General features: G+C 60.5%; 21 protein-coding genes. 3 read left to right on the forward strand and 18 right to left on the reverse strand.

Translation table 11 applies throughout. The features are described from left to right. Nucleotides 1-178: 178 nt before the first annotated feature. Complete coding sequence (locus GOV88_RS07765; RefSeq protein ID WP_171240046.1) at nucleotides 179-646, forward strand: rhodanese-like domain-containing protein; 468 nt, start codon at nucleotides 179-181, stop codon at nucleotides 644-646. A 2-nt stretch (nucleotides 647-648) separates the two neighbouring features. Then, nucleotides 649-1,464, forward strand: a complete 816-nt coding sequence (locus tag GOV88_RS07770) for a PHB depolymerase family esterase (RefSeq protein WP_171125417.1) — start codon at nucleotides 649-651, stop codon at nucleotides 1,462-1,464. Between the two features lie 10 nt (nucleotides 1,465-1,474). Here the strand turns inward: GOV88_RS07770 and mdoH are convergent, their stop codons facing one another. From mdoH to cbiE, 13 genes are all read right to left on the reverse strand, one after another. Beyond that, a complete protein-coding gene (gene mdoH / locus GOV88_RS07775) occupies nucleotides 1,475-3,343 on the reverse strand; it encodes a glucans biosynthesis glucosyltransferase MdoH (RefSeq protein WP_171240047.1) in 1,869 nt (622 codons plus the stop codon). Then, nucleotides 3,340-4,839 (reverse strand): glucan biosynthesis protein, encoded by a 1,500-nt coding sequence (locus GOV88_RS07780; protein WP_171240048.1) that lies wholly within the window; start codon nucleotides 4,837-4,839, stop codon nucleotides 3,340-3,342. Before GOV88_RS07780 ends, mdoH begins: the two co-directional genes overlap by 4 nt. Next, nucleotides 4,836-6,053, reverse strand: a complete 1,218-nt coding sequence (locus tag GOV88_RS07785; RefSeq protein WP_171122023.1) for an OpgC family protein — start codon at nucleotides 6,051-6,053, stop codon at nucleotides 4,836-4,838. Before GOV88_RS07785 ends, GOV88_RS07780 begins: the two co-directional genes overlap by 4 nt. Before the next feature lie 34 nt (nucleotides 6,054-6,087). Continuing rightward, nucleotides 6,088-7,458, reverse strand: a complete 1,371-nt coding sequence (locus GOV88_RS07790; protein WP_171240049.1) for a tetratricopeptide repeat protein — start codon at nucleotides 7,456-7,458, stop codon at nucleotides 6,088-6,090. Between the two features lie 182 nt (nucleotides 7,459-7,640). Further along, a complete protein-coding gene (locus GOV88_RS07795) occupies nucleotides 7,641-8,825 on the reverse strand; it encodes a CaiB/BaiF CoA-transferase family protein (RefSeq protein ID WP_171240050.1) in 1,185 nt (394 codons plus the stop codon). Continuing rightward, entirely contained in the window at nucleotides 8,812-10,431 is a 1,620-nt protein-coding gene (locus tag GOV88_RS07800; RefSeq protein WP_171240051.1) for a thiamine pyrophosphate-binding protein, read from the reverse strand. The genes GOV88_RS07795 and GOV88_RS07800 overlap by 14 nt, the downstream gene beginning before the upstream one ends. A 78-nt stretch (nucleotides 10,432-10,509) precedes the next feature. Beyond that, on the reverse strand, nucleotides 10,510-10,968 hold the full coding sequence (locus tag GOV88_RS07805; protein WP_171240052.1) for a DUF302 domain-containing protein: 459 nt from the start codon (nucleotides 10,966-10,968) through the stop codon (nucleotides 10,510-10,512). A gap of 142 nt (nucleotides 10,969-11,110) precedes the next feature. Further along, nucleotides 11,111-11,860, reverse strand: a complete 750-nt coding sequence (gene cobF / locus GOV88_RS07810) for a precorrin-6A synthase (deacetylating) (RefSeq protein ID WP_171240053.1) — start codon at nucleotides 11,858-11,860, stop codon at nucleotides 11,111-11,113. Further along, the gene (gene cobA, locus GOV88_RS07815; protein WP_171240054.1) at nucleotides 11,853-12,581 is read right to left on the reverse strand and encodes a uroporphyrinogen-III C-methyltransferase; all 729 of its coding nucleotides are present in this window, start codon (nucleotides 12,579-12,581) and stop codon (nucleotides 11,853-11,855) included. The genes cobF and cobA overlap by 8 nt, the downstream gene beginning before the upstream one ends. Beyond that, the gene (locus GOV88_RS07820) at nucleotides 12,578-13,900 is read right to left on the reverse strand and encodes a cobyrinate a,c-diamide synthase (protein ID WP_171125397.1); all 1,323 of its coding nucleotides are present in this window, start codon (nucleotides 13,898-13,900) and stop codon (nucleotides 12,578-12,580) included. The genes cobA and GOV88_RS07820 overlap by 4 nt, the downstream gene beginning before the upstream one ends. After that, a complete protein-coding gene (cobM, locus tag GOV88_RS07825; protein WP_171240055.1) occupies nucleotides 13,887-14,681 on the reverse strand; it encodes a precorrin-4 C(11)-methyltransferase in 795 nt (264 codons plus the stop codon). The genes GOV88_RS07820 and cobM overlap by 14 nt, the downstream gene beginning before the upstream one ends. After that, the gene (locus tag GOV88_RS07830) at nucleotides 14,678-15,046 is read right to left on the reverse strand and encodes a cobalamin biosynthesis protein (protein WP_171122032.1); all 369 of its coding nucleotides are present in this window, start codon (nucleotides 15,044-15,046) and stop codon (nucleotides 14,678-14,680) included. Before GOV88_RS07830 ends, cobM begins: the two co-directional genes overlap by 4 nt. After that, nucleotides 15,043-16,242: a precorrin-6y C5,15-methyltransferase (decarboxylating) subunit CbiE gene (gene cbiE / locus GOV88_RS07835; protein ID WP_171240056.1), complete on the reverse strand. Its 1,200-nt coding sequence runs from the start codon at nucleotides 16,240-16,242 to the stop codon at nucleotides 15,043-15,045. Before cbiE ends, GOV88_RS07830 begins: the two co-directional genes overlap by 4 nt. Here cbiE and GOV88_RS07840 point away from each other — a divergent pair. Further along, complete coding sequence (locus GOV88_RS07840) at nucleotides 16,241-16,972, forward strand: cobalt-precorrin-6A reductase (RefSeq protein ID WP_171240057.1); 732 nt, start codon at nucleotides 16,241-16,243, stop codon at nucleotides 16,970-16,972. The genes cbiE and GOV88_RS07840 overlap by 2 nt on opposite strands. Here GOV88_RS07840 and cobJ read toward each other — a convergent pair. The 5 genes from cobJ to cobN are packed head-to-tail and all read right to left on the reverse strand — an operon-like array spanning nucleotide 16,963 to nucleotide 23,501. Continuing rightward, nucleotides 16,963-17,739 (reverse strand): precorrin-3B C(17)-methyltransferase, encoded by a 777-nt coding sequence (gene cobJ, locus GOV88_RS07845; protein ID WP_171240058.1) that lies wholly within the window; start codon nucleotides 17,737-17,739, stop codon nucleotides 16,963-16,965. The two genes, GOV88_RS07840 and cobJ, sit on opposite strands and share 10 nt — an antisense overlap. Beyond that, nucleotides 17,736-18,464 (reverse strand): precorrin-2 C(20)-methyltransferase, encoded by a 729-nt coding sequence (locus GOV88_RS07850; RefSeq protein WP_171240059.1) that lies wholly within the window; start codon nucleotides 18,462-18,464, stop codon nucleotides 17,736-17,738. The genes cobJ and GOV88_RS07850 overlap by 4 nt, the downstream gene beginning before the upstream one ends. Then, nucleotides 18,461-19,090 carry a precorrin-8X methylmutase gene (locus GOV88_RS07855; protein ID WP_171240060.1) on the reverse strand — a complete coding sequence of 210 codons (630 nt, stop codon included), beginning with the start codon at nucleotides 19,088-19,090 and terminating at the stop codon, nucleotides 18,461-18,463. The genes GOV88_RS07850 and GOV88_RS07855 overlap by 4 nt, the downstream gene beginning before the upstream one ends. Then, a complete protein-coding gene (gene cobG / locus GOV88_RS07860) occupies nucleotides 19,090-20,211 on the reverse strand; it encodes a precorrin-3B synthase (protein ID WP_171240061.1) in 1,122 nt (373 codons plus the stop codon). Before cobG ends, GOV88_RS07855 begins: the two co-directional genes overlap by 1 nt. Beyond that, on the reverse strand, nucleotides 20,208-23,501 hold the full coding sequence (gene cobN / locus GOV88_RS07865) for a cobaltochelatase subunit CobN (protein WP_171240062.1): 3,294 nt from the start codon (nucleotides 23,499-23,501) through the stop codon (nucleotides 20,208-20,210). Before cobN ends, cobG begins: the two co-directional genes overlap by 4 nt. Nucleotides 23,502-23,503: the final 2 nt, after the last annotated feature.

The following is a 23,503-nucleotide window of genomic DNA, read 5'->3' on the forward strand; positions in this document are numbered from 1 at the left end:
TAAGGAAATATTTCCGACTGTCCAGCTATTGCAAGTTTTGCACTTTGTCCTACCCCTGCATTCAGGGCGAAGTTTTGTGCGGGAAAATGACGCGATCTTGATTGGCGCGTCTATTTTCGGCGCGGAATTGAAACTGGGACTGTGATAAACCCGTCTTGCCGGTTTAGGAGTATGCGACGTGGCAGGTGAAACAGCTAGAACACGCAGATGGGTCGTGCTTGGCACGGTCGGCGTCGTGGCAATAGGGTTGGCGGTCCGCGAATACCGGCTGATCCCTCCTGTTTACGCGGGTGGGCAGCTTGGGGTTCGGGACGCGCACCAACAGGCTGTATCAGGTGAGATATTGTTGCTTGATATCCGCACGCCACGGGAATGGGCGGCGACAGGCGTCGGAGAAGGGGCGGCAACGCTGGACATGCGCCGGGAGGATTTTGTCGAGGTGTTGGATCAATTGACCGACGGCGACAAGACCAAGGCAATCGCTTTGATCTGCGCGCGTGGTGTCCGGTCAGCCCGGCTGAGTAACCGCCTAAGTGAGGCCGGGTTTGAGAACATTATCGACGTTCCCGAAGGTATGCTTGGGTCCGCTGCGGGTCCGGGCTGGCTGCGTACGGGCCTGCCTTTGGTTGACTACGAAAAGGAATAGCTATGATCCGAACGGTGACATTGGCACTTGGCCTTTCGCTTGCGGGTCAGACCGGCCTTGCCGCCTGTGCTGATCAGGACGGGATGTGCGAAACGGCCTCGGGTGGGTACCACATCGAACTGCCACAGGCCGAAAACCCGCCGCTGGTGGTTTTTCTGCACGGCTATGGCGGCACCGCAACGGGGACTTTGAAAAACCGTAGGATGGTCGACCCTCTACTGGCCCGAGGCTATGCGGTCATGGCCCCCGAAGGGTCAGAGCGAAACGGACGCCAAAGCTGGAATTTTTTCCCCGGATGGGAAGGCAGGGACGAGACCGCATTCCTGACCGAAGTGGTGCAGGACGCCTCGGACCGGTTTGGTGTTGATGCCGACCGCGTGGTTCTGGGTGGGTTTTCGGCCGGGGCCTTCATGGTCTACTATCTGGCATGCGCTGCGCCCGAGACATTCTCGGCCTATGTGCCGGTATCCGGCGGGTTTTGGCGGCCCCATCCCCAAAGCTGCGAGGGAGCGGTGCGCCTGTTTCACACGCATGGCTGGACCGACAATGTCGTCCCGCTGGAAGGCCGCATCCTTGGTGGAGGCCGCTTTCATCAGGGCGATATTTTTGCCGGGTTGGAAATATGGCGCGTAGCCAACGAATGCGCAGACACCAAGCCAACCGGTTTTTCCACAACCGGCCAATTCATGCGCCGTCACTGGAGTGGTTGCGCCGATGGCAGCGCGTTGGAATTCGCGCTTTTCCCCGGGGGGCACAATGTGCCAAAGGGGTGGTCCGATATGATGGTTGATTGGTATGAAGGCCTGCCGGGAGGCTGATCAAAGCCCATTACTCGGCAGGTGTCATGACGCCCTTGCCCTCGATCAGACGCTTCAATTCATCCCGGTGTCGACGGGCCGACCGGGTGATTGCGGGTTCCTGAATGTCCTCTTTCATACCGACCATACGGCGCGCGGGTGCAGATGAAACACCGCTGAGCGCCGATAACGGAATGGCAAACGCCAGGCTGATGGCAATTGGAGCCAGCCAGATCGACACGAGGCCCGACAGAATGCCAACACTCAGGGCGACGCCGCTGATGGTTTCCAGCGCATGGCACAGGATCAATGTACGCAACCCATAGCTGCCGCCATCGCGCGCCTGTGGGGACCAGCCTTTTTGCACACCAAACGCTGTACGGAAAACGGCGATCATCTGCTGCACCATAAGGATCGGAGCATAGAGGATGGACAGGACCACCTCGGCCAGAAAAGAGGTCAGGAACTTGGAACCGCCACCAAACTCGGAATAGCGCATACCGCTTAGGGGCAGTGCCAGAACGCCAAGCACTTTGGGGGCCAGTAGCATGGCGTACATGACCAAGATAATCAGGACGTGACGGGTTTCCGACATTTCAGGCCACTGCGGGAACAGAGGGTTATCGGGGCTGAAATAATGCAGAACCGACGCGTCTTCGCCCTGACCGATAAGCGCCCACATGACCAGTAACGCGAACCAAAGCGGTGACATCAGGTATCCAACAGCACCGTGGAACATGTGGAACCGCGATACGGCCCGGAACCCGGCAGAATCCAACAATTTCAGGTGCTGCAGGTTGCCCTGGCACCAGCGCCTGTCCCGCAATGCGTGATCAATCAGCGTCGGCGGGGTTTCTTCGTAAGATCCACGGATGCGCGGCAGGAACCGCACGCCCCATCCGGCGCGGCGCATTAGCCCAGCCTCGACGAAGTCGTGGCTCATGATCAGCTTTTCCTGACCGCTGAGCGTCCGTAGTTTTGGCAGACCCGCACAATTGGCAAAAGCCTTGGTGCGGATAATGGCGTTGTGACCCCAATAGTTGCCCTCTTGCCCGCACCAGCGGGCCAGCCCTTCGGCAAAGGCGATACCGTAAACCCCATTGGCGAATTGCTGCATGCGGGCAAAAACCGACTGCGCGCCGATCAATTGAGGATAGCTCTGGATCAGGCCCGCGCCGGGGTCGCGCGCCAACGAGTCGGTCAGGCGCAGGATTGCCTGGCCCGTCATCAGGCTGTCTGCGTCCAGCACCAGCATCGCGTCCCAATCAGCACCCCAGCGACTGACCCAATCGGCAATGTTTCCGACCTTGCGGTCCGTGTTCTGTTCACGCCGACGGTAATAGAGTTCCAACCCCGGCGCGAGCGTGGTGCGCAACGCTTCGATACTGGCTTGTTCCTGCGCGGCAATTTCGGGATCGCGGGTGTCGGACAAGATGAACATGCCATAGTGATGCTGACCACCTTGCGCGCGCAGGTCTTCCAGCATCGTCCGGGCATTCCCCAGAACATTCCACGGAACCTCGTTATAGACAGGCATCAGCAGAGCAACGCGCAGCGGCTGCGCGTGATCTTGCCGTTGCGGCGGTTCTTGCCGGGACAGCGACACCATGCCCAGCAATACAGTGCAGACCGTGAAAGCGATCCAGAAGAAATTAAAGGAAATTAGGGTTAGAAGGATACCTTCCACCAGATTGATCCCTTCGGCCGCAAACCAGTCCGCCATCACCCATAGCAAGCCCAGCGTCGCAACCATTGCGGGCGAGAACACAAGCGCACGCCAGAAGCCAGCCGAAGGACGCTGGCCGCCCGGGACTTGTGCATCGCGGAACCCTGCGCGGAAATTCTGCGCTGGCATCGCCAAAGGGGTCTCAGGCGGCATGATATGCAAATCGCTGCTCATATGGTCCAACGGTACAGCCAGACCTCTGAGGCCGGTTGTTTGTCTTTCATCAATTGCGCACGCAGTTCGACGTGGTTGCGTTCACCGGGTTGGAACGAGAATGCCAGCCGCAACCCACCCGTATCGGGGTTACGCTGCAATACACCATCCGAGGTTTCGGCATGGGGCGAGTCCACGAAGATGGTCATCGCCTCGGGATCATCGAACAACTCGCTTGGCTCAAAGTCGATGACAGCCAGACGTCCGTCGCCAAAGGTGTTGTCCCCCATCGCCGTGTTGATCACGCGCGGCATTGGGGTCCGCTGTGGTTCTTCGCCCCAGATCAGGCGATAGGACAGGTCGACCTGACTGCCTGCCGTGTACGGCTCCATTGGCCGCCAATAGGCTACGATGTTGTCATAAATCTCTTGATCGGCCGGAATTTCAACCAGCGTCACCGTGCCCTTGCCCCAGTCGCCGTTTGGTTCAACCCACAGGCTGGGACGTTTGTGGTAATTGGCCTCAAGATCGGCATAGTCCGAGAATTCCCGCTTGCGCTGCATCAGGCCGAAACCACGCGGGTTCATGTCGACGAAAGAGGAAATCTGCAAACGGGTAGGGTTGGCCAATGGCCGCCACAGTACCTCGCCGGCGCCGTTGCTGATCAATAGCCCGTCGCTGTCGTGGACGGCGGGGCGGAAGTCGTCAAAGCGGCTGTGGTTGGTTTGATCGAACAGGAACATCGACGTGCCCGGTGCGATCCCTACATGAGTCAGGTCCTCGCGCGGGAACAGCGTAGCTTCGACATCCATCACGCAATCCGCACCGGCGGTGACGTTGAACCGATAGGCACCGGTCACGCTGGGGCTGTCCATCAGGGCGTGCACAACCATGTTGCGCTGGCCGGGTTCAGGGCGTTCCAGCCAAAAGCGGATGAATTCCGGGAACTCCTCGCCGTCCGGGTCGCCGGTTTTCAGGGCAAGGCCACGCGCGGACAGGCCGTAAACCTCGTGCAGGCCAATGGCGCGAAAATAGCTGGCCCCTTGCCAGACGCAGAACTCGTCTGTCTCGCCGGGGCGGTGCATTTCGGTCCGCAGGCGCAGGCCAGAAAAGCCCAGCGTATCGTCGATGGGCAGTTGTGGCACGTCTTCGGACTTGTCGAACATCGACAGGTCAAAAGCGACCGGCGTGGCCATGCCATCCTCGACCGTGGCCACTTTGACAGTGCGGGGGAAGTAAAGGCCGGGTGTGAAGAAATCGACGTTAAACGGCGTTTCGGTTTCGTACCACAGCGCGCGATCTAGACGGAACCGGATCGAGCGGTATTGCTGATAGGTCAGGTCCTGCCATTCCTGCGGGACCATTTCCCGTTCCGCAAATGGCCGACTGGCCAGATCGCGGGCAAGCGCGATCACGTCTTCGCGCTGAAATGGAACTTCACCACCTACCGCAAAGGTCGCCGGGGCGATTGCAAGCGCCGAGGTTGAGGCCAGAAATGCGCGACGTGTGAAATTCATTTTTTCGACTTCCAAGGTTGTGACTTAAACCAGGCGGCCGTGTAAGCGACGCCGATGATCATGGCAAAGCCAATCATGTTTGCGGCAAACACGCTGGCAACATCCCGCCCACTCAGGTCCAGTCCGACGCCGATAAGTCGTGCTGCTGCCATTGAAAATACAAAGACAGCCAGTGACTGCTGCCCAACTTTGGTGATGACGGTCAACAGGAACTGCCAGACCCGCGCGGCAGCTCCGTGCCCGGTCGCGATCAGGCGGTGACCATGCTCACCGGCGACGACCCAGCCCAGATAGGCTAGCGACAGGAAGTGAATGTAACGGAAGAGGCCGAATTCCGTTTTGTCGCGGAATTCCTTGGTGACGGGCCAGACTTTGCGGATTTCGTCGGCAAGGTCAGGGGCTGCCGCATTGATCCACATAAACACTTTCCAGGACCCGAAAGGCATTGACAGGATCAGGAATAGCGCCGCTGCCCAGATCAACGTTTTCGACACAGGCGGGGCAGGAATCCAGCCTCGCATGAAGGCAAAGCCAGTGAAGAACAGCAACTGCCATCCAAAGGGGTTGAAAAACCACTCCCGTTCCGACCACGGTTCGGCCGGCAGGGCCAGCGCACCCGTCTGTGCAATGAGCCAGATCGCTATGGACGTGGCGGCAACGGCCCAAAATCCAACCCGATACAAGCCCATGAACACGGGCATAAGGGCCAGAACCACTAGATACATCGGCAGAATGTCAAAGTAGTTCGGCACGTAAGTCAGCGTGAACAACCCTACCATTTGCGGGGCCGGGTCATTGAAGAAATGCTGCAGGTTCAGGGACGAGATGTAGGTTTTCTCGAAAAGCCCGGTCTGATCCAGTGCAGCCATCGACATGGCCACGAAGAAGAACAGGCAGATATGCGCCCAGTATACCTGCCAGATGCGGAAGGCGACACGCGCCGTGCCCATCCACCAGCCTTTGCGCAAAAAAGCACCGCCAAATGCGATGGCCGAGGCCATGCCCGAGCAGAACACAAAAATCTCGGTTGCGTCCGAGAACCCGAACCGCGCGGGAATCCACTTGGCCCAGGGGTCGTTTGGGATATGGGCGATCAGGATGATAAACATCGCGATGCCGCGATAGAAATCCAGGCGCGGGTCGCGCACGCGGGCAGGGGCGGCTGCTTTGGCCGCCACAGGCGCAAAATCAGAAGCGGGCGATGCTGTCGCCATACGTGTTCTGTCCTTCTTTGGTCTTTTGTTTTTGTTATTCAGCCGGAACGCTTTGTGCATCCCGATCATCGCGGGCCGCGTCGATCAGTGCGCGGCGCGCAAGGGCGTAATTGTCCTCGCCACCGGCCCGTTTTGCGCGGCGGTCATCCAGAATGCGCTCGACTGCATCTAGATGCCCGGCGCGCAGGCCGGAATCAATTGTGATGCGCTCGAATACATCACGTTGCGCGTGACTGCCACCTGCCAGTTGCATTCCGTCACGTGCATTGGACAGGAAATCAAAGGCTTGACCATAAAGCCCCTCACCGAAGGCTTCCAGCCCCTTGGCCGCCGCGATCCCCGGATCTGACATGCGGATCGGGGTGTCACCCTGATTGCGCTGGGCGTCTTTCTGGATGCGTTGCAGCATCTTGCCGGTGGCCTCGGGGCGCTTGTCGCCAGTGAGGGCCAGCAAATAGTGCAGATCGGCGAAGATCAGGCAACCATCCTCGGTGCGCGCGGCGCTGAGATCGGCCAGTTCTTCCCAGCGGTTGCCAACATTGACGCCCTCAAGCTCAAGCCGGGATAGCAGAGAGGTGGCGTTCGAGATGTCGCGGTAGTCGTCGGTTTTGTCCTGACGGATATAGTTGTCATACAACTCCATCACCTGATCGACCTGACCCAAATCCAGATGCATCAGCGCCTTGTGCCACCAGACGTGGTAGCGGAAGTTGTTGCAATGGGTCCAGGCGTCCTCGCGCCCGGCCAACCAGTCCAGACCCAGTTGTGCATTGCCTGTCATCTCATGCACATGTGCGACGGCGTGCAGGCCCCATGCATCGTCGGAGGCCATCCACAAGGCCTGACGACCTGCGATCTCGGCTTTTTCATAGGCGCCCGTTTCTTCCAGCGCGAAAGAGTGGCAGCCCAGCAGATAGCCGCGCCCCGCGTGATCAGGTTCATACGCGGGCATCACTCTTTCGATGGATCGGCGCATCCCGGCGGAGTCACCTAAAACAAACCGGGTGGCATGGCTGAGCTTCATTGCAAGCGTATCTTGCGGATGCGCGCGCAGGATGTCCTCGAACTTCTGCACAGCGTGCGAAGGCAGATCGGACAGGTAAAGCTCCAATGCATCAACATACAGACGTTCGCGGTCTGTGACTGGCTGACGCTCCATCGCGGCTTTTGCAGATAACAGCGCGTCGGTTGCAACAGGCATCATCTCGCGCCGCCCCAAGAGGACCATGAACAAGCCTTTGACCGCGTGACCCAGCGCAAAGTCGGGCTCAAGTTCCAGGACAGCGACCAGGTGCTGCGGGGTGACCGCCGCGTGCGCCATGAATCCTAGCAGCACCCCGTTCCATGCTTCGACGCTTGTCGGGTGGCTCAGAGTGTTCATCTGTCCGAAAACGTCTTGTTTCATGCTCGTGGTCCGATCCAGTTTTGAATATGTTGCTCTATTCGACTTACCAGAGACTCTAGCGGCGTCGTATCAGTATCGACCAACCTCTCGAATTGGTGAAAGGCTGTGTGCCCAAAACGTGAAAAAAACCGCCGATTCAACGGCATGTTTCAGCAACATGCCGCCTAATTCGGCGTTCTGTTTCAATCTTTGAACGGATTTTCAGCGTTCAGAACATCCTGTGTGTCCGCCCCAAAGACCGGGGGAGCGGCACGATATGTAACCGGCGTGCGCGAGAAATTGAGCGGATTTCCGATCAGTTTCACTTCGGCTGGATCGGCCTGCATTGCAATCTGCATTTGCCGCGCCGCGACCTGTTCGGTGTCAAAAACCTGATCCATTGTCTGCACGGGGCCGACGGGCACTTTGCGGTTTTCAAGCTCGGATATCACCGTTTCAGTATCAAGGGATCGAACGGCGGGGCGAAGTATTGCGTTCAGCGCATCCCGGTTTTCAAGACGCGAAGGGTTCGTGGCAAACCTCGCGTCATCGGCCAGTTCGGGGCGCTCGACAAAGTCGCAGAAACGCCTGAACTGGCTGTCATTCCCGACTGCCAGAATGACGTGGCCGTCTGACGTTTCATAGACATCATAAGGCACGATATTTGGGTGGCCGTTTCCGCGCCGCTGCGGAACGTCGCCAGAGGTCAGGTAGTTGACCCCTTCATTGATCAGCCACGCAATCTGAGCATCCACAAGCGCAAGGTCGATCTGCTGGCCTTCTCCGGTTAAGTCTCGGTGACGCAGCGCGGCCAGAATGCCAACAGTTGCGTACATCCCGCACATGACATCCGCGATGCCCACACCCACTTTCATCGGAGCGCCCTCGGGATCACCTGTCAGGGACATGATGCCGCCGTAGCCTTGCGCCATTAGGTCATAGCCGGGTTTTGACGAATTGGGGCCCGTCTGCCCATAACCCGAAATGGAACAATAGACGAGGCCGGGAAGATCTTTGGACAACGCCTTGTAATCCAAGCCGTATTTTGCCAGCCCCCCGGGTTTGAAGTTCTCGATCAGGATATCCGCATATGAGGCCAGTCTTTTGATCTCGGCCTGACCCTCGGCTGTTGCGATGTCTATGGCAACGGATTTCTTGTTGCGGTTGGCCGACATGAAATACGCGCTCAGGTCCGAGGGGTTTCCATCGGCGTCCGCCACATAGGGCGGCCCCCATTGGCGCGTGTCGTCGCCCTTGGTTGCTGGGTTTTCGATCTTGATCACGTTGGCGCCCAGATCCCCCAGAAGCTGAGTGCAAGTCGGCCCTGCAAGGATGCGGGACAGGTCCAATACCTTTACGCCTTTCAGCGGGCCTTCAGATACGGCCATCATAGCCTCCACGGTCAATTTCTGCGGCAATCACAGTGAATGTGTCAGATTTCATCGCCGCGTCCAGTGCTGCGCGCAATTCGGAACGTGTGCGAACCGTGTGGCCGCTGCCGCCAAATGCGCGGCCCATTGCCGCAAAATCGTGTCGGTCGAAGTCCACACCTTTGTTTCCCATCTGACGTTGCCGCTGTTTCAACTCTATCAGGGCAAGGCTTGCGTCCACGAAGATCAGAAAAATGGGGTTACCGCCCATTTCGGCGGCGGTCGAAAGCTCTCCGGCGACCATCAGGAATCCGGCGTCCCCCGAAAAGCTGATCACGGGGCGGTCGGGCTCTGCCAGTTTTAGACCGATCGCCATCGGCACGGCGCACCCCATCGTGCAAAGGGCCGAAGATTGGATCAACCCGCGTTCCTCGGAACATTCCCACATCTGGCTGAGAAGGATTCGATGGGCCCCGCTATCTGCCGTGGCTAGTGTTTCCGGTGGCAGTGCAGCGCGTGTTTCAGCGATAACGGCTGCCGGTCCCCACTCATCATCAGCCGGAAAGGCCTGTAACAATGTAGCCTTGACCTTGTCCGGTTCACCGCCGGGCCAGGTTTTGCGGGCGGGGTTGCCCTTGGCAATCGCTTCAAGTGTCGCGCCTGTATCGGCCACCAAATTCAACCCGGCCTGATGCATGTAGTGGTCATTAACCACGGCCGAGATATCAATGACCCGCTTTTCATCTGGGTCCCAAATCTCGCGCCAGCCGGGGCGCATTTCGATTGGGTCATAGCCCAGACACAAAACCAGATCAGCCTGTTCAACCAACGGCACCAGATGCTTGTCGGCCAACGGTGACAGACCCGCGCCACCCAAGCACAGGGGGTGATCTTCGGGGACGACGCCCTTGGCCTTGTAGGTGGTGACGAATGGAATGTCGAAATGTTCCAGAAACGCCTGCACGACGTTGCGCGAGTCATCGTAAAGAACATCAAGCCCGACAATGGCAATGGGGCGTTCGGCCTCGGTGACCCAGCGGCGGGCTTTCTCAATGCAATTCCCTTCGGGCGCGACCGCACCGGGTTTGGTAAGTCGGCGGCGTTTTACGCCCGATACGCGTGTATCCGCGACCGAGATGGGCACATCAATATGCACCGGACCGGGGCGGGGCTGGTTGGCCAGCGAGACGGCCTTGTCCGCAATGATATCCGCGCCCTTTGCGGTGAGCGTAAAGGTCCCCTTGGTGATCGAGTGATAGACCTGCGCGTGATCCATGACCTGATGGGTATAGGTCAGCGCCTCATCCGCGTCGACGCACCCGGTCAGAACGATCATGGGCACCCTGTCCTGCAAGGCGTTGGCAACCACATTGATCCCGTTCATCGCTCCGGGGCCGAGTGTTGCGACAAGAATTGCAGGCGCGCCGTCGCGGTGATGCACAGCCTCAGCCATGAATCCTGCTGCGTTTTCGTGTTTGGTCAGGTGAAAGGTGATCCCGGCCTGTTCCAGCGCGTCCACCAGTGTCAGGACTTCGCCGCCCGGCATGCCAAAGGCGTGGCGGCACCCGGCCTCATAAAGACGTTCGGCCAGAAGGTCCGCAGCGCGGGGCGAAAGGTCCTGCATCAGTCGTGCTCCGAAAATATGTTTCAAAGCAGATTGCGGAGGACGGCCCCGGACGCAAGGCGGATCACGCCAGTGTGACTATTTGACTGCGGTTTCGGCTATGGACTGAAACTTTGTATCCAGATCAGCCGCGATGTTTCGCAACGGTTCGCCGCCTTCCAGCAGATAGGGTGAAAAAACAAAGCTGGGTGTCTTGTAGGACAAAGTGGCGGTGCCATCGGGGTTTTCTGTCACATAGAACCGGATCGGGGCCTCGATCATCGCGTTCACTGACGTTTCAAGAACGCGTACCGCGTAATCATTGTTAAAGACACCAATGACCCGGTTGCCGGGAATGGTGATCCCACGTGCTGCGGCAGCCTGTGTCGGCCCGGCCTGAGTGACCAGGATCAACCCGTTTTCCTTCACGGCGGCTTTTATGTCTGTCAGCAGGTCCTCGTAGGATTTCTGCGTTGGATAAACGGCCCATCCTGACGGCGCGTCGTCTGCCCAGGCAGGCAAGGCCAAGAACCCCAACGCAAACAAAGCAGCTTTCATAATAAGTCTCCTACGAAATACCCGAACGCGTCTTGCAAGAAATAGAACAGGCTTCGGTCGCAATACTGCGCGCATTCCAAACGGATTAACAGTTCAGAACCTAAGGGATCACAGCATTGTAGGTAAGAACCAAGACTGGGGACTAGCCTTGGTCTTCGCGCTTTTTCAACAAATAGACGTCCATGATCCAGCCGTGATCCGCCCGGGCGGTGGCGCGTGTGTTCACAATCTGCTGGGCGACCTTTGCCAAAGCCCCTTTGATCAGGATTTCCTCGGTCATGCCGACGTAAGCGCCCCACCAGATGTCATAATCGGCCATCGACAGGTGCTGGAATGAGCATTCCCCATCCAGCATAACCGCGACTGTCGACGCATCCTGTGGCCATCCTTCATCCCGAATGCGCCGCCCGGTTGTGACAACATATGGCGCACCAAGGTTGTTGATCGGGATGGCATGAGCCGCAGTCAGGGCCTGCAAAGCAGTAATGCCCGGTATGACACGGGTCTCGGGGTAAGGGTTCAGCCGTGACGCGATCCTGAGAGAGCTGTCATATAATGACGGGTCACCCCAGATCAGCAACGCAACGTGGCGCGCGCCAGGATGGGCGGAAATCGCATCGCGCCAGCGCTGGGCGATAGCGTCATGCCACTCGTCGACGCCCTGTAGATACCCGTCTTCCGAGCGGCGTTTGGGGATGTCAAAATACGCGATTTGCGGCGGTGTGTCCGTTACTGCATTGATGATTTCTTCGCGCAGCCCGGCAAGATCGGCTTTGTTCTCGCCTTTTTTCGGAATCAGGATCAAGTCAGCCGCCCGAATGGCCTGCGCGCCTTGAAAGGTCACGTGGTCCGGGTTACCCGAGCCGATGCCGATCAGGGTCAGGTCAAACATCGTCAAACTCTGCCAACGGACCATAAAGGATCAGGGCTGGGGCTGTGCCGATTTCTGCCGCTAACTTCTCGGACAGTGCGCCGACCGATGATCGGTGCAATTTTTGGTCGGGTGTAGATACGGATTCAGCCATCAAAGCAGGGGTTTCCAATGGTAAGCCATGATCGTGCAACGCTTTGACCAGAAGGGGAAAAGTTCGCTTGCCCATGAAAACAACAGTGGTTGCGTCTGGGTCGGCCAATGCGGGCAGGTTCAGATTGTTAGGAAGTTTTCCGCTGACATCGTGGCCCGTCACAAATTGCACACGCCGGGCGGTAAGTCGCCGGGTCAGAGGGATACCGGCCGCCGCCGCAGCGGCAACAGCCGATGGAATTCCGGGTATGATTTCGTACTCGATGCCGGCTTCTCGCAGGGCGACAAGCTCTTCCTCGAGCCGTCCGAATAAGCCTCCATCGCCCGATTTCAAACGCACCACACGCGCACCGGTATTTGCGTAGTCGACCAGCAATCGGCTGACGTGATCCTGTTTGGGCGACGGACGTCCGGCCCGTTTGCCGACACCCACCAGATCGGCGTCGTCCCGCGCATGAGACAGGATCGGACCGCTGCTGAGATCGTCAAACAGCACGGCGTCAGCCTTTTGCATTCTGTCCACAGCCTTCAGCGTCAACAGTTCCGGATCACCGGGCCCCGAGCCTATGAATGAGACAAACCCGCTCATGCCGAGGCTTCCGCGATCAGGTGAAAGAACGTGCCGGTTACGTTGCCGCGTACCGACCCGGTTTGCGGTCCTTCAGCCCCTTCAGCGTCGAATACGCGTGCCAATGGCGCATCTGGCTGCTCGAGAATGGATGAATAATGGAACTCATGCCCCCTCAGCGGTGTCTTGGCGTCATAGCCGGGCATTGGGGCCAACAGTTCTGCCCGGCGGTACCCAAGGTTGAACTTGCGTTTCTCATAGGACGTGACCAGTCCCAGCAACCCTGCCATCTGATGCCGGGTGCCATCCTTGTCGACAAGGGCTTCTCCCAAGGCCATGTAACCTCCGCATTCACCGTGAACGGGCTTGGTTTCCGCGTGTTTACGCAGGCCGGACAGAAATGTTGCAGCAGCGGCCAGTGTGCCCGCGTGAAGCTCGGGATAACCGCCCGGCAACCAGACCAGATCCGCGTCGGGTGCGGGCGGTTCGTCCGCAAGTGGTGAAAAGGGCAGAATTTCCGCCCCGGCGGCGCGCCACCCTTCCAGCAAGTGCGGATAGGTAAAAGAAAACGCCGCGTCCCGTGCCAGCGCGATCCGCTGCGCAGGAGGCCGCGGCAGCGCGGATGACGATGGCCTCTTGGGGCCTGAGGAAGCCGCATTCTTGATGGCCTCAAGATCCACGTGTTCCCGAAGGAACGCGGCATATCCGACGATTGCGCTTTCAAGGTCAGGATGTTCAACAGCCTGAATTAGGCCCAGATGCCGTTCAGGAAGCGTCAGGTCGCCCCGGCGCGGCAATACGCCCAGAACAGGCAATCCGGCGCGCTCCATGCCCAGCCGCGTTAAACGTTCGTGACGTGGGCTGGCGCATCGGTTCAGGATTACGCCTGCAAAGGGAAGATCGGGATTATACATCCGAAATCCCAGCGCGGTTGCAGCGGCTGATTGAGCCTGCCCTCCGACATCCAGCACCAACACGACGGGCCAACCCATCCGCTGCGCGGTTTCCGCGCTTGAACCGTGCCCAAGCTCGCCTGGTTTGGCAACACCGTCGAACAGGCCCATCGACCCCTCGGCGACGACGATATCCGCGCCCTCAGCTTGCGCGGAAATAGCTGTTAAAAGCGGCTCTCCCATCGCCCAGCTATCAAGATTGAACGAGGCGCGCCCGGCAGCCGCCCTGTGGAAGGCCGGGTCGATATAATCCGGCCCGCTTTTGAACGGCTGCACCGTCAGCCCATCTTCGGCCAGCGCCCTTAGAAGCCCCAGCATGACTGTCGTTTTCCCAGTCCCCGAAGACGGTGCGGAGATCAACAGGCCCGGAGGGTTAGTCATCGCCATGGCTCCAGCTTGACCACGGGCTATCCGCGCTTTGCGGGCGATAGCGGCGGTCGTAATCCTTTGAATACAGGCAGCTTTCGTCAAACCCTTCACCTGCCAATGAGGGGCCAACCAAGATCAGCGCCGTGCGCGAGATACTTTCGTCCAGCGCATCTTTCAGCGTTTCCAGCGTCGCGCGGATGATGCGTTCATCCGGCCAGCTTGCGCGATAAACAACGGCGACGGGGCAATCTGCACCGTAGGCCGGGGTCAGGTCGGCGATCACCTTGTCCAGATTGCCGATCGACAGATGAATGGCCAGCGTTGCGCCTGTGCGGGCAAAGTTTTCCAGAGTCTCGCCTTCGGGCATCGAGGACGCACGGCCCGGTGTCCGGGTCAGAACCACTGATTGCGCAAGCCCGGGCAGCGTCAGTTCGGTCCCCAGCGCTGCCGCTGCCGCCGCGAACGAGGGCACGCCCGGCGTGACGCTGACGGGGATCCCCATCTCTTTCAGCCTGCGAATTTGCTCGCCCATGGCCGACCAGACCGACAGGTCGCCGGAATGCAGGCGCGCAACGTCGTGGCCTGCTTTGTGCGCAGCCTCGATCTCGGCCATGATCTGATCCAGATCCATGGGGGCAGTATTGATGATTTGCGCCCCTTCGGGGCAGTGGCCAAGGATTTCCTCGGGCACCAGCGAGCCCGCGTACAGGCACACTGGGCAGGACGCGATGATATCGCGTCCGCGCAGGGTCAGCAGGTCGGCGGCACCGGGTCCGGCACCGATGAAATGAACGGTCATGATTGTCCTCCGATGGCTATGGCGCAGGTGGCCAGCCGGTCGTCCGATATGTGTCTGGGGGAAAGCAACCGGGCCTGAGGCCCGGCGGCCGCAAGGGCGGATGCTTCGGATACGCTGCCAGTGCCATATGTGGCACGGCTGCGGTTCGAGCATGTCAGGGTGCGTTGTCCGGCCAGTTCACCGGCCGCCACATAGCGCAAGGGCAGGGCCAGTGCGTCCGCAAAGGCCGCTAAGGCCGGATGCCCCTTTTTGTCGCTGGCCGTCGCCAAGGCTGAAACGTCGTGACCTATCGTTGCCGCTTCATAGGCAGCCCGCAGGCTTTCAACCGTCGCAGATGACGAAAAACCAAGGCCCGCGACAATCATAGCGTCACGCTCCACTGGACGACCGGGTAGGATGACTTCCACCCGCGGCGAGGGCCCAAAGCCGAAGCCTGCGCCAATTCAATCCGCAACAACTCACCGCCCAGCTTCTCGTGCCATTGGGTCAGCATTGCCTCGCTTTCCAATGTCACGGTGTTTGCCACCAACCGCGTCCCTGCCGGCAGTGTTTCACTGATCCATTCCAGAAGGGCGGTGCTCAGGCCGCCACCGATGAAAACAGCGTCGGGCTTTGGGAGCGCGGCCAAGGCTTCAGGTGCAGTGCCATGCACTACCTCCAGCCGGTCTTGCCCCAACGCGTCCGCGTTGCGCCGAATGCGGTCGGCGCGGTCCTTGCGCGGTTCGATGGTGGTGGCGCTTAGCGTCGGATCACACATCAGCCATTCGATACCGATCGAGCCAGTGCCGCCTCCGATATCCCAAAGGTGCTCCCCTCTCTGAGGGGCGAGGGCAGACAGGGTCAATGCGCGAATGGGCCGTTTTGTAATTTGGCCGTCGGTTTCAAAAATCTCATCGGGTTTGCCAGAGGCCTTGGGAATGGCGTTGCCGTGTCCCGCCACGTCCAGTGCAACGCAAACGGGGTGGTCGAAACCGCCTTGCAAGGCTTCGGTCAGAGTCAAGCTGTGGGATCGCTCTCGGGGGCCACCCAAAGCCTCCATCACGTGAAACTGGGTGTCGGCAAATCCGGTTTCGGTCAGATACTGCGCCAGCTCTGCGACCGCAGCCCCGTTGCGCAGCAGAAGTATCGCACGAAGCCCCGCTGCCAAATGGGGGCGCAATCGCGTCAGGGGCGCGGCGTGCAAGCCGAAGGTCTGAGTCCCTTCCAGCGGCCAACCCAAGCGCGCGGCGGCCAGTGAAAACGTCGATCGGCCGGGCAGAGCCGTCCACTCACCGGCCTCAAAATTGCGGGCAATCACCGAGCCTGCGCCGAACCAGAAGGGATCGCCCGAGGCCAAAACCACGGTCTTGCGCCCCCTCAAACCGCTCAGGATAGGCAGGCCGTCGGAAAATGGGACAGGCCATTCGATCCGTTCGGCCTTGCCTTGGGGTATCAATGCAAGATGGCGTGGTGGGCCCATGATAACTTCGGCCTGTTCCAGCACTTGACGGATTGCAGGCGAAAGGCCATCCAGTCCATCTTCACCCAAGCCCAAAACGGTCAACCACGGAGTATCAGACATGCCTAACCTCCTGATTCTTGGTGGTACAACCGAAGCGAATGCATTGGCTCAAGCCACAGCGGATCTGGGGATTCCCGCGATCTATTCCTATGCTGGCCGCGTGGACAAGCCGCATCCGCAACCCTTGCCGGTGCGGGTTGGCGGTTTTGGCGGCGTTGATGGGCTGGTTGCTTACATTCATGACAACGAAATAACCCACATTGTCGATGCAACCCACCCGTTTGCCACCCAGATGAGCCGAAACGCGATTGAGGCCAGCGCGGTTGCACAAACTAAGCTCGCTGCGCTGACCCGTCCCCCCTGGGCAGCCCAAGCCGGTGACGATTGGCGCCACGTTCCGGACATTGCGGCGGCGGTTGCAGCGTTGTCTGACGACCCTCGCCGCATTTTCCTGGCGGTTGGACGTATGCACCTTAAGGACTTTGCCGCACAACCCCAGCATCATTATCTGTTGCGGCTGGTGGACGCGCCCGGCGCGCTGCCCCTGCCGAACTGCGAGATTGTCGTGGATCGCGGGCCTTTCGACGAAGCGGACGACCGCGCGCTGATGCAGAGGCACGGGATTGAGATGGTTGTCTCTAAGAATGCTGGCGGAACCGGGGCACGCGCCAAACTGGACGCGGCCCGATCTTTGGGTTTGCCGGTCTTGATGATCGGCCGGCCGGTCCTGCCGCAAAGAACAGAACTGACGAGCGTTGCTCAGGTTCTGGACTGGTTGGATCATTCCTGAACCTCGGCCTGATCCTCGTCCGGGGTAAAGCGCGGCGTGTAGATGATGGGTGTTCCGTCCCGCTCGATCAGGCGTGTTCGCGAGGAACCGACCAGAACGACGGTTTGCATATCGGCCATGTCCGGCGTTGCTTCGGCCAAAGTCGAAACTCGGATCGCCTCATCTGCGCGGGATACGGCGCGGGCAAACAGAATTAACCGTTCGGGTTCGCATTCGTCACGCAGAATTTCCAGCGTTTTTACAAAGCCTTCGGGACGAGACTTTGAGCGTGGATTGTAAAACGCCATCGAGAAATCCGCCTGTGCAGCCAGACGCAGACGTTTTTCAATCAGCCACCACGGTTTTAGGTTGTCGCTCAGGTTGATCGTGCAAAAGTCATGACCCAGCGGTGCGCCCGCACGCGCCGCGGCCGCAAGCATCGCCGTAATACCGGGAAGAACGTCGATTTGGAGATTGCGCCATTCCTCCGGCCCATTCTCCAACGCTTCAAACACTGCGGCTGCCATCGCGAAAACGCCGGGATCGCCCGAGGATACCACGACCACGCGCTTACCTTCCGCTGCCAATTGCAACGCATGATGCGAGCGGTCGATCTCGACCCGGTTGTCACTGGCGTGCAGGGTCAGGCCGGCGCGTTCGGTGACGCGCGCGACATAGGGGATGTAGCCGACAACATCCGTCGCCTCATCCAGTGCAGCAGTAACTTCAGGTGTTACAAGTCCTTCGTTGCCGGGGCCGAGTCCAGCAATTTTGACCCAGCCGCTCATGGTCGCCGCCCCTGTCCGTGTACAATGATGATCGAGAAGTAAGGCGTGACCTTGTCCTCAGCTTCGGACAATTTCATCACTTTCTGGTTGGGCATCTGCGCAAATTCGACGATCCAAGCCCTGTAATACATTCCTGCCGTCCTGAGCGCCCGCTTCACCTTGTCAATGTTGCGACCGATCTTCATGACCACCAAAGCATCGGTATGCGCCATGCGCTGCGCCAGATCGTCTTCGGGCAGCGTGCCAACCAACACGGTCAATACGTCGTCGCCCCATGTGATCGGGTCACCCGTGGCCGTCCACGCGCCGGACATTCCGGTAATTGCGGGCACGACTTCCACGTCAGCTTTGGTTCGCAAGCGGTTGTAAAGATGCATGAAAGATCCATAGAAAAAAGGATCTCCTTCACACAGAACCACGACATCCTCGCCTTGTTCCGTCAAGGATTTCAAATGCGCGGCGCAGCCTTCATAGAAGGCCGACAGCATTTCGTTATAGAGCGGGTCACTTAAGGGGATTTCGGTCGTTACCGGGTATTCCATCGGAAATTCCACGGCGTTTTCTGGGATCATCCCGTTGACGATCTTGCGTGCCTGCCCGCTGCGACCGGGCTTGCGGAAAAACGCCACATGTCGCGCGTTGCGCAGCAGGCGGTCGGCCCGGACGCTCATCAAGTCCGGGTCGCCGGGGCCAAGGCCAACGCCGTATATTTTGCCCGCTGTCATTCGGCGCGGCTCGCGATGGCGTTAACGGCGGCGACGGTGATGGCGCTGCCGCCCAGACGCCCCTTAACGATGCACGAGGGGACGGGTTGCGCCTCCCACAGGGCGTCCTTGGATTCAACCGCACCGACAAAGCCCACGGGACAGCCAATGATAGCGGCTGGGCGAGGACAATCGGGGTCTTCTAGCATGTTCAGCAGGTGGAACAGCGCGGTGGGTGCATTGCCGATAGCGACCACAGCTCCGTCCAGATGCGGGCGCCACAGCTCCAGCGCGGCGGCCGAGCGCGTGTTGCTCATCTCGGCGGCAAGCGGGCGCACGCGGTCGTCATGCAGGGTGCAGATCACCTCGTTGTCGGCGGGCAAACGGAACCGGGTCACGCCTTCGCTGACCATGCGCGCATCACACAGGATAGGTGCGCCAGCCTCCAGTGCTGCGCGTGCGGTGGCGACAAAACCGGGCGAGAAATGCACGAACTCTTCCAGCCCCACCATGCCTGCTGCGTGAACCATGCGAACGGCGACCTGCTCTTCATCGCTGTCAAAACGTGCAAGATCGGCCTCGGACCGGATGGTGGCAAAGCTTTCCTTGTAGATCGCCGCGCCATCGGTTTCGTAAGTGTAAGGCATCAGGTGAAGTCCATATTCATCAGTGTTTCTACGGTCAGGCCGGTCTGGCAGGGCTCATCCCCCGCTCGGCCTCGATTTACAAGATCAAAACGCCCGGCATTCCCGATCAGAGTCACATCGGCAGGGCCCATCCGCGCGCATCCCTTGGAACAGCCCGAGACATGCAGGTTGCCCGGTACGCGCGCTGCCAAAGCGCGGGCGATATCACGGGTTTCCACTTGCGCTTGCGAGCAGAATGGCGCGCCTGGGCAGGCGTCGGTGGTCATCAACGGATCGGTGCCGTCCGTGACAAAGGCTGGAGCGGATATCGCCGCTCCGCCTTCCAGCAGGACCAGACGCCATGGGGTCACACGCAGGGCTTGGGCCCCGCTGTGCGCGATCAGCTCTTTCAGGGCGCGCGCGGGCAGTTGCCCAAAGGCTGCACCATAGAGCGTCCCCTGATCGCAGGGCCCGGGTTGCAGCGGGGAGCCCACTGGGCCCGGTGTTGACCCTTGCCACTCTGGCGGCAAGTTCGAGACCACGCGGGCCATGCGCCTGCGTTCGGGCGAGTAGGTTTGGGAGAACCATGCGGCTAGGGCGATCAGATGGTCGATGGCTTCGGAGTCTTGGATCAGACGCCCGGTCTCGGCCCCATCGGCGCGCAGGATCATGCCTTCCGGACCGATTTCCAACCGGATATCAGCGGAATCACCTGCCAGCAGGCGCTCAGGTCCGGTGTCGATGGCAAAGCCGAATTTGGCGGGCAGGGCGGGCAATTCCGCCAACCGGTCAATCAGTTCCTGTGTCAGCCGGGCGGTCATGTCGCCAGCTTGATACAGGGGCGAGACCAGAATGTTGCGGCGCACCTCGATCCCCGGCTCGGCGTCCAGCAGGTTCAGCGCGGTCAGTTCGGTTAGCAGGGATTGATGATCCGCCTCGGCCACGCCCCGCAGCTGCAGGTTAGCGCGGTTGGTCAGGTCGATGGTGCCATTGCCGAAACGCTCGGCCAGATCACACAGGCCCATGGCCTGCGTGGCATCCAGACGGGCCAGCCGAGGCCGCACCCGTACCACCAGCCCATCGCCCGACATCATCGGTCGATGCGCGCCGGGGCACCAGCCCTGGACGATGGGCGCGCTCATCGAAGCCCCTCCAGATCGGCGCGGATCGAGTTTCGCCGCGTGTTCCAAAGCCCGGCCTCCATTAAGGCGCGGAACCGGTCCTGCATGGCCTGATGCGCCTTGGGGTTGGCCTCGGCCAGAAAGGCGTCGACGTCTTCATTGCCCAGCGTGGCATCGTGGTAGAGGTCGAACAGACGCGGTGCGACGGTGCCCGATAGATGCGCGAATGAGGCCATGTGATCCAGTGTCGCGGCGATCTCGGCCGCGCCCCGGAATCCGTGGCGTTGCATCCCGGCGATCCAGCCCGGATTGGCGGCGCGGGCATGGACGACGCGGCTGATTTCCTCGGGCAGGGTCCGCGCTCGGGGGGTGTCGGGGTTGGTATTGTCCAGATGATAGAGCTGCGCCGTGCCGCCGGTAATCTTCTTGGCGGCGGCGAACCCGGCCTCGTGCGTGGCGTAGTCATTGGCCAGCAGTAGGTCGGTTTCCGTCAGGTCCTGTAGGTGAACAAAGCTGTCAGCTTTGGCGACGCGCTGGGTGATGCCGTCCTTGTCTTGCGCAATATGCTCGCCTTCCAGCGCGTAGGAACTGGCGTCTAGCCATGCCTCGCCCGCCTGCGCGCGCGCTTCGTCGGTGTAGATTTCCGACAATTGCGTCATGTTCACGCCATAGCTGCCAGGCGCGGGGCCATAGACGCGGGCGGCGGGTTCGTGACCGGCATAAGGGTTCCAGTCAGCGGCCTCGTCCCGCGCCGACAACGCCCGGATCGCCTGGCCGTAGAGCGCCGAAAGCGTCGGGAATACGTCGCGGAACAGGCCCGAGACCCGCAGCGTCACATCCAGACGCGGACGGCTGAGGTCGGTGATCGGCAGAACCTCAATCCCCGAAACCCGCTCAGACCCCTTGTCCCAGACCGGTTTGACGCCCAGCAGATGCAGCGCCATGGCGAATTCCTCACCCGCCGTGCGCATGGTGGCTGACCCCCAAAGGTCAACGATTAGGCCTTTTGGGTAATCGCCTTCCTCTTGCAAATGTCGCCGCACAAGCTCCTCGGCCAGTTTGACGCCCTGCGCACAAGCCGCGCGGGTCGGGACCGAACGCGGGTCGGTGGTATAGAGGTTACGGCCCGTAGGCAGCACGTCCGAGCGCCCGCGATAAGGCGAACCGGACGGCCCAGCTTCGATCCGCTTTCCGGCCAGCGCGTCGATCAGAGCGCTTCGTTCAGATTGGGCCGAGGGCGCGGGATCGAAACTGCCAGTGATTTCTGGCACGCGGCCAAAGATGTGCAGACCGTCGCCAAACTGGCTTTCCTTGATGTCGCACACAAAGCGGTCGATGCGGGTGATCGCCTCGGCGGTGCAGGTGGCCTGATCCAACCCTAGATCGCTTTCCAACCCGATGGCCTGCGCCTCATCCCGGATATCCTCTTGCAGCCGGTCACGGCGCTTGGGGTCCAGACCGTCGGCGTTCGAGAATTCGTCCAACAGGGATTCCAGCCGCACCATCCGATCCGGCGTGCCGCTTTCCTTCAGCGCGGGTGGGATGTGGCCCAGCGTAACCGCGCCGATCCGGCGTTTGGCCTGCGCGGCCTCGCCGGGGTCGTTGACGATAAAGGGGTAGATCACGGGCAGATCGCGGATCAGTGCTTCGGGCCAGCAAGCAGCGGACAGGGCGACGGATTTACCCGGCAACCATTCCAATGTGCCATGCGCACCGATATGGATCAGCGCATCGGCGCCAAGGCTTTTGCGCAGCCACAGGTAAAACGCAACATAGCTGTGGCGTGGGGTGCGCGAGAGATCATGATAATCGTCATCGCGCAATTCAGGCGTGCCGCGTTCGGGTTGCAGCGCGACCAGAGCTTTGCCCCGGCGCAGGGCGGTGAAGTGGAATGCGCCGTCAGTGCAGGCGGGATCATCCTCGGGTGCGCCCCAGACCGTTTGCAGGTCGGTGCGCAGTTGTTCGGGCAGGTCCGCCAGTGCGGTTTGATACTCAGTCAGTGGCCATGAAATGCGCGCGTCCAGAAGCGTATCGGCAATTGGTTCGGCGGGCGCGGTATCGTAGCCCTCGGCCCGAAGGTCACGCAGCATCGCCTCGGCCGAGGCCAGCGCGTCCAGACCAACCGCATGGGCCATCTGCCAGTCCTTGCCGGGATAGGTGGACAACACCAGCGCAGGCAACCGATCGGATTTGGGTTTGTCCTGCAGATTCAGCCAGCCGGTGACGCGGTCAAGGATAGCTTCGATCCGTTCCTCCTCGGCCCGGTGGGCAAAGCGGGAATATTCCAGATGCGGATCACGCTTGCCCGGTTCCTTGAACGAGGCGATGCCTGCGTTGATCCGCCCGTCCACCTCGGGCAGAACGACATGCATGGCAAGGTCGGCGGGGGACAGACCTCGTTCCGCCTCGGCCCAGGCTTTGCGGCGCGAGGTGGCCAGCGCGACCTGAAACACGGGGACATTCGCTGCGTCCAAGGGCGAGGTACCAGAGGCGCCCTTTCCCGAGAAAGACGTGGCGTTGAGGATCGCCGACGGAGAAAGCGATACGATGGTGTCGCGCAGCCAGTCGGCGGCGGCGGGGGCTTTCAACGAGGGGGCGAACAGGCCCACAGCCTGAAACCCGCGCGCACGCAGGCTGCGGATCAGGGCCGCCACGGGGGCGGTGTCGGCGGATGTGAGATAGGCGCGGTAGAAACTGACCACAACGCGTTTCGCATGGCCGGAAAACGCCTGTTCTGCTGGGATCACACCGCGATCCGGGCACCAAACACCGCATTCGGGGATGGTCTTGGCCCCCATCACCGGACCCGCATACAACCCCGCTGCCAGCGCCATCTGCGCCAAAGCGGCTTGTGCTGCGACCTCGCCCCCCGTGTCGCACAGATGTGCCAAGCGCCGCAGGGTTGACACGGGCAGGGTGGAATAGTCATCCAGCGGCGTATCCTCGCGCCCATCGGCGGGCAGCACGGCCACAGCAATTCCTTTGGCCTGCGCCAGCGCCAGAACCTGTTGCAAGCCATAGGCCCAATAGGGCACCCCGCCAATCAGGCGGATCAGGATACCCTTGGCACCCTCCAACGTCTGCTCCACATAGGTGTCAACGGACAGAGGATGTTTCAGCGCCGTCAGATTGGCCAGCCGCAGGGTCGGCATCCGCCCCTCGGGCCCGCCACCGCGATGCCAGCCCGCCGCGAATGCGCCTAGGTCACTGTCGGAAAAAGACAGCACCACCAAATCCGCCGGGCTCTGGCCCAGATCGGTCGGGGTCTCGGATTCCTCGAGCCCGTGGCTTTCGCGGAAGACGACGTGCATGA

It is taken from the genome of Ruegeria sp. HKCCA5491, assembly GCF_013034565.1.
In the GTDB taxonomy this organism is placed as follows: domain Bacteria; phylum Pseudomonadota; class Alphaproteobacteria; order Rhodobacterales; family Rhodobacteraceae; genus Ruegeria.

Coding starts and splice junctions, on each gene's coding strand:
- GOV88_RS07770 (WP_171125417.1), top strand. CDS start 649: ATGATCCGAACGGTGACATTGGCACTTGGCCTTTCGCTTGCGGGTCAG.
- mdoH (WP_171240047.1), bottom strand. CDS start 3,343: ATGAGCAGCGATTTGCATATCATGCCGCCTGAGACCCCTTTGGCGATG.
- GOV88_RS07780 (WP_171240048.1), bottom strand. CDS start 4,839: ATGAATTTCACACGTCGCGCATTTCTGGCCTCAACCTCGGCGCTTGCA.
- GOV88_RS07785 (WP_171122023.1), bottom strand. CDS start 6,053: ATGGCGACAGCATCGCCCGCTTCTGATTTTGCGCCTGTGGCGGCCAAA.
- GOV88_RS07790 (WP_171240049.1), bottom strand. CDS start 7,458: ATGAAACAAGACGTTTTCGGACAGATGAACACTCTGAGCCACCCGACA.
- GOV88_RS07795 (WP_171240050.1), bottom strand. CDS start 8,825: ATGGCCGTATCTGAAGGCCCGCTGAAAGGCGTAAAGGTATTGGACCTG.
- GOV88_RS07800 (WP_171240051.1), bottom strand. CDS start 10,431: ATGCAGGACCTTTCGCCCCGCGCTGCGGACCTTCTGGCCGAACGTCTT.
- GOV88_RS07805 (WP_171240052.1), bottom strand. CDS start 10,968: ATGAAAGCTGCTTTGTTTGCGTTGGGGTTCTTGGCCTTGCCTGCCTGG.
- cobF (WP_171240053.1), bottom strand. CDS start 11,860: ATGTTTGACCTGACCCTGATCGGCATCGGCTCGGGTAACCCGGACCAC.
- cobA (WP_171240054.1), bottom strand. CDS start 12,581: ATGAGCGGGTTTGTCTCATTCATAGGCTCGGGGCCCGGTGATCCGGAA.
- GOV88_RS07820 (WP_171125397.1), bottom strand. CDS start 13,900: ATGGCGATGACTAACCCTCCGGGCCTGTTGATCTCCGCACCGTCTTCG.
- cobM (WP_171240055.1), bottom strand. CDS start 14,681: ATGACCGTTCATTTCATCGGTGCCGGACCCGGTGCCGCCGACCTGCTG.
- GOV88_RS07830 (WP_171122032.1), bottom strand. CDS start 15,046: ATGATTGTCGCGGGCCTTGGTTTTTCGTCATCTGCGACGGTTGAAAGC.
- GOV88_RS07840 (WP_171240057.1), top strand. CDS start 16,241: ATGCCTAACCTCCTGATTCTTGGTGGTACAACCGAAGCGAATGCATTG.
- cbiE (WP_171240056.1), bottom strand. CDS start 16,242: ATGTCTGATACTCCGTGGTTGACCGTTTTGGGCTTGGGTGAAGATGGA.
- cobJ (WP_171240058.1), bottom strand. CDS start 17,739: ATGAGCGGCTGGGTCAAAATTGCTGGACTCGGCCCCGGCAACGAAGGA.
- GOV88_RS07850 (WP_171240059.1), bottom strand. CDS start 18,464: ATGACAGCGGGCAAAATATACGGCGTTGGCCTTGGCCCCGGCGACCCG.
- GOV88_RS07855 (WP_171240060.1), bottom strand. CDS start 19,090: ATGCCTTACACTTACGAAACCGATGGCGCGGCGATCTACAAGGAAAGC.
- cobG (WP_171240061.1), bottom strand. CDS start 20,211: ATGAGCGCGCCCATCGTCCAGGGCTGGTGCCCCGGCGCGCATCGACCG.
- cobN (WP_171240062.1), bottom strand. CDS start 23,501: ATGCACGTCGTCTTCCGCGAAAGCCACGGGCTCGAGGAATCCGAGACC.